Below are 7,157 nucleotides of genomic sequence, written 5' to 3'. Positions count from 1 at the left end.
CCCCCGCATCGGTAGGTGACGACCGTTGGTCGTCACGCTGTTGCTCTTGCTCTGGTAGTGACGGCCGCTGGCCGTCAGGCTCTTGCTCCTGAATCACCCACCACATCAGCCCAGCACACCGCTCTGACGGCCAGCGGCCGTCACTACCGGGCATTTGCGTCGCGACGCTGGGTACAATCAGGCTTCCGCTCGCCGTGCTCCACCCGCCATGACCGACCTTCCGCCCCAGACCCCGATCGAGACCCTGCTGCAGACCGCCATGGCCGGCCAATTGCCGATCAAGGCCTTCATGCAGGCCTTCGTCGCCTCCGAGGTGGTGCTGCTCACCGGCAGCCTGGTCACCCCCGATGGCACCGGTTTCGACCCGCTGCTGTTCGACAAGCAGGGCGTGCTGCACGTTGCCGTGTTCACCGATCCGGCGCGGGTCGGTTTCCATTCCGAACAGGCACCGCACCAGATCCGCTGGCTGATGCTCGACGTGCTGCGCCGCGTACCGGGCGGCTACGGGGTGGTGATCAATCCCGGCACCACGCTGGGCTTCGAGATTTCGCCGGCGGGTGTGGGCGAGATTCTGAAGGATTTCGCGTAATGGTAGCTGCCCCGACATCCGGCGCCCTGGCGATGAAGCACGTCTCGACGGCCGGAACGCTCCTGCTTTATCAGTTCATCGGCGTGCTGGTGCTCGGCCTGGCACTGGATGCACTCGGTTTCATGAGTGAGTTGGCCGTGTTGCCGCTGCTGTTGTGCAACCTCGTCGTGGCCTACCATCTTGGCAAGGCCGCACAGGCGCTCGGGCGCAGCCGTTGGCTGTACACGCTGGCCGCCGGTCTGCCGCCTGCCGCGATCGCGGTCTGCATTTTGCTGTATTCGTCCGCGTGGGCGCGCACGATGGACCAGCGCTGACGCACGCCGCGCGCGTTACGCGGCGTCTGCAATAACCGTCGTCCCCGTCCCTTCAGCGTTGCTGCGATGATTCTCGCAGTACCAGTTTCACCGGGATGCTCATCCCTTCGGCGGTTTCACCGGCCACCAGTGCCAGCAGTTTCTCCACCAGCAGCTGGCCGGCCTGCTTGGTGTCCTGCGCCACGGTGGTCAGCGGCGGCGATACCGACGCGGCCAGTGGAATGTCATCAAACCCGGTGACGCGCACATCCTGCGGTACCCGCAGGCCATGTTCGCGCAGGGCGCGCAGCGCGCCGATGGCGATCAGGTCACTGGCCGCGCAGATGGCATCGAATGGCACGCCGCGTGTCAGCAGCAGTTCGCAGGCGGTCTGCCCGTACTCTTCGGTGGTGATGGCATCGACCTGCAGCTGTGGGTCGGCCGCCAGGCCGCGCGCTTCCAGCGCGGCCACGTGCCCGCGATAGCGCTCCTGGAACTCCGGGTAATGGCTGGAGGCATGGCCGAGGAAGGCGATGCGGGTGCAGCCTTGGTCCAGCAGGTGGGCGGTGATGTCGAAGCCGCCCTGGTAGTTGTCGCTGCCGATCGACACGCCGGGCTGGCCGGGCAGGGCGGCGCCCCAGCGCACGAAGTGGGTGCCTTGTTCCACCAGCCGCTGCAGGCGGGTCAGCGATTCGTGGTAGTCGCCATAGCCCAGCAGGATGATGCCGTCGGCCTTGTTGCTGTCTTCGTAATCGGTGTGCCAATCGGTGGACAGCTGCTGGAACGACACCAGCAGATCGCGGCCGTGCAGCGCGCAGGCGCGGGTGATCGAGCCCAGCATCGCGTGGAAGAACGGATTGATCAGCGAATCGTCGGTGGTCGGGTCTTCGAAGAACAGCAACGCCAGCGTGCCGGCATTGCGCAGGCGCAGGCTGGAGGCGTTCTTGTCGACCTTGTAGTTCAGCTCGCGGGCAATGGCGATGATGCGCTGGCGGGTTTCGGCATTGACCATCGGGCTGCCACGCAGGGCGCGCGACACCGTGGGCTGGGAAACTCCGGCCAGGTGGGCGATGTCCAGGGACGTGGCTTTGCCTTTGATGGTCATGAACGCGGCGCTGGGATGACGGCCTTCATGATGCCATGGGCTGTCGCAGGTCGCTGGTGTGGCACACGCCGGAAAGCCACCCGCGCCGGAGCACGAGGTGGCGGACGGTGCGGGTCACAGTACCGGGGACGCTACCCCGCTATTTTCCCGGTGGATCCTAAGATCCCCGCGCACCGCCCGCCATGGAACCGACGGGTCGATGCATTCTCTGCCCTGACGCCAAGCATGGGCAAAGTGCGGGGTGAAGCGTCTTGCGCAGGACTGTGATCCTGGCTGGCCCGGCTGGACCAGCCCCGTCATCCTGCGCGGGACGATCCCGGGCGGCTATGGGCAAAGCTGCAATCGGCAGGTGCGTGACGCCGACCATGGGTCGGCGCTACCGGTGCCGCCGCCGCCCGTAAGCGGGTCGCGCCGAGCCACGCTCGGCGAAATCCCAACGCAGGCCAAAAGTCGCAACGGCCCGCTGCGCTCGCAGCCCCCTGGGCGGCGACCTAAGAGGATGGTGCGGCGCGTTCGGCGCGTGTGTCGGGTAGTATTTGGGAATGTCATGGAATCGGCTCCCAGACCCAGGGAGCCAACAGGCCAAGCGCATCGTCAGGAGCAGGACGTACATGGAAAAACGACATATGGACGCCATCGCCAACGCGATACTCGGCCCCCTGCAGGAGGCACAGCACCGACGTGCCCTGGAGCTCGCCGCCGACGCCAGCCGTCGCACTGAAGGCGGTAACCTGGCTTGGTTCGGGATTGCTGGTCTTATGACGGGCGTCATTTCATTCCGGGTGACCGGGGGTGCATTCAGCGACGGGGCACTGCTGGGTGTCGCGGCAGGGTGTTTCGTGGGGTATGTCGTGCGCTTGGTCGCGGCAAAGCGAAGCCGATAGCCGTTCATCGGCACGGCATGTAGCGCCGAGCCACGCTCGGTGGAATCCCGCCGCACGCCGTTATCGGCGCCGCCGCCCGGAAACCCCGTACCGCCAAGCCAGCACGGTGGGAGCCCCCACACGGGCAGAAACCCGACCCCGGACGACCCGATCCCACCCCAGTCCGAACCCCGTCCGGTGGTAACATGGGGCGTTCTGCAATCCCCCCCAATTCACTGGGGCGGTCCCGCGCCGGCGCCCCCAAGGCCCGCCCGGACCGTCCCCGGACAACGGAAGAACACTCCTATGGCGCGTGGCATCAACAAAGTCATCCTGGTCGGCAACCTCGGCAACGACCCGGACGTGAAGTACACCCAGGGCGGCATGGCCATCACCCGTATCAGCCTGGCCACCACCAGCGTCCGCAAGGACAAGGACGGCAACCAGCAGGAGCGTACTGAATGGCACCGCGTGGTGTTCTTCGGCAAGCTCGGCGAAATCGCCGGTGAATACCTGCGCAAGGGCAGCTCGGTGTATGTCGAAGGCAGCCTGCGTTATGACAAGTACACCGGCCAGGACGGCGTGGAAAAGTATTCCACCGACATTATTGCTGACGAAATGCAGATGCTTGGCGGTCGCGGTGAAGGCGGCGGCGGCGGTGGAGCAGGCGGCGGCGGTGGCAACTACGGCGGTGATCGTCCGCAGCGCCAGCAGGCCCCGCGCCAGGAATACGGCGGCGGTGGCGGTGGTGGTCAGCGCCAGGGCGGCCAGGGTGGTCAGGGCGGTGGCTACGGCCAGCAGCGCCCGCAGCAGCAGCCGCAGCAGGCGCCGCCGATGGACGACTTCGCTGACGACGATATCCCGTTCTGATCAATGGAATGCTGCGGGTCGTAAGACCGTTTGAAAAAGCCCCGTTTTGACGGGGCTTTTTTGTGTCCGATGGAACTGTCGAAGATGGCACGCACGCGCCACGTTGTGCCCTGCAGCACGCATTTTCGTGCACTGCGTCTTGCAATAAAACAAACGCCTCCTCTATGGTGCAATCGATTGCATTGCCGCAATCGATAGCGTTTGAAACCGGTTGGGAGGCCGGCAGGTGGATGTCCATCCATTCGAACGGACCGGGGTCGGCTCCGGGCTTCACGCGACGGGACGCGCTGCGCTTGGCCGTCGCCGGCAGCGTCGGCCTGGGTGCTGCAGCCGTTCTGCCCGCGCGCGCCGCGGACACCGCCGCCTCACCGCTGAAGGGCAACCTGAAGCACGCCGTCGCCCGCTGGACGTTCCCGCAGCAGTCGGTAGCCCAGCTCTGCCAGACGGTCAGGGACATCGGCTTTGCCGCCATCGACCTGGTCGGCCCGAAGGACTGGCCCACGCTGAAGGCCCATGGCGTTTACAGCTCCATGTGCAACGGCGCGGAGATCAGCCTGGAGAAAGGCTTCGCCGACCGCCGGTTCCACGATGAACTGGTGGCGCGCTACACGCGGCATATCGACCTGGTGGCCGATGCCGGCTATCGCAACCTGATCTGCTTTTCCGGCAATCGAAACGGCATGGACCCCCAGCAGGGCATCGCGCATGCCGAAGCAGGACTCAAGCGCATCCTCGGCCATGCCGAAAAGCGCGGCGTGGTGCTGGTGATGGAGCTGCTGAACTCCAGGGTCGATCATCCGGATTATCTGTGCGACCACTCCGCGTGGGGCGTTGAATTGTGCCAGCGGATCGGCTCGGCGCATTTCGGCCTGCTCTACGACATTTACCACATGCAGATCATGGAGGGCGACATCATCGCCACCATCGGCCGGCATCATGCATGTTTCAAGCATTACCACACCGCAGGCGTGCCTGGCCGGCACGAGATTGGAGACCAGCAGGAACTGCAGTACCCCGCCATCTGTCGCGCGATCCGCGACACCGGTTTCGATGGGTATCTGGCGCAGGAATTCACGCCTGCGGCGCCGGACCCCGTCGGCTCGCTGCGCGAGGCGATACGCCTCTGCGACGTCTGAAACGATATCCACCAAGGTGATGCAATACCCATGGCAGACAATCATTACGACGCGATCGTCGTCGGCTCCGGAATCAGTGGCGGTTGGGCGGCGAAAGAACTGACAGAGAAAGGCCTCAAGGTGCTGATGCTCGAACGCGGACGCAACATCGAGCACGTCAAGGGCTACGTCAACGCGATGAAGGAGGCGTGGGATTTCCCGCACCGCAACCGGCCCACCCAGGCAATGAAAGCGGACTTTCCGGTGCTGATGCGCGATTACGGCCTGGCCGAGAATCTGGAAGGCATGTGGGCCGATGAGAAGGACTCGCCCTACATCGAGACCAAGCGCTTCGACTGGTTCCGCGGCTATCACGTGGGCGGCCGCTCGCTGATGTGGGGGCGGCAGAGTTATCGCCTTTCGGACCTGGATTTCGAGGCGAACCTGAAGGACGGCATCGCCACCGACTGGCCGATCCGCTACGCCGACATCGCGCCCTGGTATGACCACGTTGAGAAGTTCGCGGGCATCGCCGGCACGCGCGAGGGGCTGGACGTTTTGCCGGACGGCGAATTCCTGCCACCGATCCCGTTGAACATCGTCGAAAAGGACGTGGCCGCGCGGATCAAGAAGGCATTCGGCGGCACCCGGCACATGATCCACTCGCGCACCGCCAACATCACCCAGCCCAAGGTCGAACAGGGCCGCGTCAACTGCCAGTATCGCAACAAATGCATCCTGGGCTGCCCGTTCGGCGCGTATTTTTCGACCCAGTCGGCGACGCTGCCGGCGGCGATGAAGACCGGCAACCTGACCTTGCGGCCGTTCTCGATCGTCAAGGAAGTGCTGTACGACAAAGACCACAAGCGGGCGCGTGGCGTGGAGATCATCGACGCCGAAAACGGACAGACCTACCAGTACACCGCCAACGTCATCTTCCTCAACGCGTCCTCGTTCAATTCGAGCTGGCTGCTGATGAACTCGGCCACCGATGTCTGGGACGGTGGTCTGGGCTCTTCGTCCGGCGAACTGGGCCACAACGTGATGGACCATCATTTCGGTGCCGGGGCCTCCGGCCGGGTCGAGGGATACGATGACAAGTACTACTTCGGCCGTCGTCCCTGCGGTTTCTACGTTCCGCGTTTCCGCAACGTCGGTACGAACGACAAGCGTGGCTATTCCCGCGGCTTCGGTTACCAGGGCGGGGCGAGCCGCAACGGCTGGTCGCGCGAGATCGCCGAGCTGAACATCGGTGCCGAGCTGAAGGACGCGCTGACCCTGCCCGGCGACTGGCGCATCGGCATGACCGGGTTCGGTGAAATGCTGCCCCACCACGACAATACGATCCGCCTGGACAGCGAGAAGAAAGACAAATGGGGGCTGCCGGTACTGGCGATGGACGTGTCCCTGCGCGCGAATGAAACGGCCATGCGCAAGGACATGGCCGCCGATGCCGCCGAGATGCTGGAGGCCGCCGGAGTCAAGGACGTGGAGATGCACGACAACGATTACGCGCCGGGCAAGGGCATCCATGAGATGGGTACTGCGCGCATGGGCCGTGACCGCAGGAGCTCGGTGCTGAACCAGCACAACCAGGTCTGGGATGCTCCCAACGTCTACGTGACCGATGGCGCCTGCATGACGTCCAGCGCCTGCGTGAATCCTTCGCTGACCTACATGGCCCTGACCGCGCGCGCGGCCGACCACGCGGTGCGCGAACTGAAAGCGGGGAACCTGTGATGGACCGCCGTGAACTGCTGAAGATGATCGTCGCCGCCACCGGCGCGGCGATGGTCGGCCTGCCTGCGCTGGTCCACGGACAGGCACCCGCCGCAGGGCCGAAGACCGCCTTCTCCGCCGCCGATATCGCCACGCTGGATGAGATCGCTGAAACGATCCTGCCCCGCACCGGCACGCCGGGCGCGAAGGACGCCGGCGCAGGTGCGTTCATGGCGCGGTTCGTCAGCGACTGCTACACCGCCGAGCAGCAGGCAGCGTTCCGCGCCGGCCTGGCCGATATCGACAAACGCGCCGGCGGCGGATTCGTGTCGCTCGTCGCGGGCGACCGCACCGAACTGCTGCGCGGCCTGGATGCTGAAGCCCGGAAACGCGTTGCCGAGGTAAGCGAAACCGGCACCGCTGAGGCGGGCGAGAAAATTCCGCATTACTTCACCATGATCAAGCAACTCACCATTTTCAGTTTCTTTACCTCGAAAGTCGGTGCGACCGAGGTGCTCAAGTACGTCGCCGTGCCGGGCCGCTACGACGGCGAGGTGCCCTATGTTCCCGGTACGCCTGCCTGGGCGACCGGCTGATGGCGCG

At 65.1% G+C, this 7,157-nt stretch carries 8 protein-coding genes; 7 read left to right on the top strand and 1 reads right to left on the bottom strand.

The genetic code is table 11. The features are described from left to right. The first annotated feature begins 208 nt into the window (after window positions 1-208). Together ABB28_RS13270 and ABB28_RS13265 are read left to right on the top strand one after the other, a co-directional pair. Window positions 209-589, top strand: coding sequence for an SseB family protein (locus tag ABB28_RS13270; RefSeq protein WP_057509074.1), 381 nt, complete (start codon window positions 209-211; stop codon window positions 587-589). After that, window positions 589-903, top strand: a complete 315-nt coding sequence (locus ABB28_RS13265) for a hypothetical protein (protein WP_057509073.1) — start codon at window positions 589-591, stop codon at window positions 901-903. The genes ABB28_RS13270 and ABB28_RS13265 overlap by 1 nt, the downstream gene beginning before the upstream one ends. Before the next feature lie 52 nt (window positions 904-955). On the opposite strand, the gene ABB28_RS13260 is transcribed toward ABB28_RS13265, so the two are convergent. Continuing rightward, on the bottom strand, window positions 956-1,987 hold the full coding sequence (locus ABB28_RS13260; RefSeq protein WP_057509072.1) for a LacI family DNA-binding transcriptional regulator: 1,032 nt from the start codon (window positions 1,985-1,987) through the stop codon (window positions 956-958). A 611-nt stretch (window positions 1,988-2,598) separates the two neighbouring features. Between ABB28_RS13260 and ABB28_RS13255 the strand changes: the two genes are divergently transcribed. The 5 genes from ABB28_RS13255 (at window position 2,599) to ABB28_RS13235 (ending at window position 7,150) form a co-directional block, all read left to right on the top strand. Next, on the top strand, window positions 2,599-2,871 hold the full coding sequence (locus ABB28_RS13255) for a hypothetical protein (protein ID WP_152983478.1): 273 nt from the start codon (window positions 2,599-2,601) through the stop codon (window positions 2,869-2,871). A gap of 285 nt (window positions 2,872-3,156) precedes the next feature. Beyond that, complete coding sequence (locus ABB28_RS13250) at window positions 3,157-3,720, top strand: single-stranded DNA-binding protein (protein ID WP_057509070.1); 564 nt, start codon at window positions 3,157-3,159, stop codon at window positions 3,718-3,720. A gap of 230 nt (window positions 3,721-3,950) precedes the next feature. Beyond that, window positions 3,951-4,856: a hydroxypyruvate isomerase family protein gene (locus ABB28_RS13245; RefSeq protein ID WP_057509069.1), complete on the top strand. Its 906-nt coding sequence runs from the start codon at window positions 3,951-3,953 to the stop codon at window positions 4,854-4,856. 30 nt (window positions 4,857-4,886) lie between these two features. Continuing rightward, window positions 4,887-6,575 (top strand): GMC oxidoreductase, encoded by a 1,689-nt coding sequence (locus ABB28_RS13240; protein WP_057509068.1) that lies wholly within the window; start codon window positions 4,887-4,889, stop codon window positions 6,573-6,575. Next, complete coding sequence (locus ABB28_RS13235; protein ID WP_057509067.1) at window positions 6,575-7,150, top strand: gluconate 2-dehydrogenase subunit 3 family protein; 576 nt, start codon at window positions 6,575-6,577, stop codon at window positions 7,148-7,150. The genes ABB28_RS13240 and ABB28_RS13235 overlap by 1 nt, the downstream gene beginning before the upstream one ends. Window positions 7,151-7,157: the final 7 nt, after the last annotated feature.

Origin of the sequence: Stenotrophomonas chelatiphaga (assembly GCF_001431535.1) — a bacterium.
GTDB lineage: Bacteria > Pseudomonadota > Gammaproteobacteria > Xanthomonadales > Xanthomonadaceae > Stenotrophomonas > Stenotrophomonas chelatiphaga.
Note: the sequence above shows the minus strand (reverse complement) of the source record. Positions and strands in the feature narration are given on the sequence as shown.

What these genes read in the sequence shown, in the direction of transcription:
- ABB28_RS13270 (WP_057509074.1), top strand. Translation starts at nt 209, where the DNA reads ATGACCGACCTTCCGCCCCAGACCCCGATCGAGACCCTGCTGCAGACC.
- ABB28_RS13265 (WP_057509073.1), top strand. Translation starts at nt 589, where the DNA reads ATGGTAGCTGCCCCGACATCCGGCGCCCTGGCGATGAAGCACGTCTCG.
- ABB28_RS13260 (WP_057509072.1), bottom strand. Translation starts at nt 1,987, where the DNA reads ATGACCATCAAAGGCAAAGCCACGTCCCTGGACATCGCCCACCTGGCC.
- ABB28_RS13255 (WP_152983478.1), top strand. Translation starts at nt 2,599, where the DNA reads ATGGAAAAACGACATATGGACGCCATCGCCAACGCGATACTCGGCCCC.
- ABB28_RS13250 (WP_057509070.1), top strand. Translation starts at nt 3,157, where the DNA reads ATGGCGCGTGGCATCAACAAAGTCATCCTGGTCGGCAACCTCGGCAAC.
- ABB28_RS13245 (WP_057509069.1), top strand. Translation starts at nt 3,951, where the DNA reads ATGTCCATCCATTCGAACGGACCGGGGTCGGCTCCGGGCTTCACGCGA.
- ABB28_RS13240 (WP_057509068.1), top strand. Translation starts at nt 4,887, where the DNA reads ATGGCAGACAATCATTACGACGCGATCGTCGTCGGCTCCGGAATCAGT.
- ABB28_RS13235 (WP_057509067.1), top strand. Translation starts at nt 6,575, where the DNA reads ATGGACCGCCGTGAACTGCTGAAGATGATCGTCGCCGCCACCGGCGCG.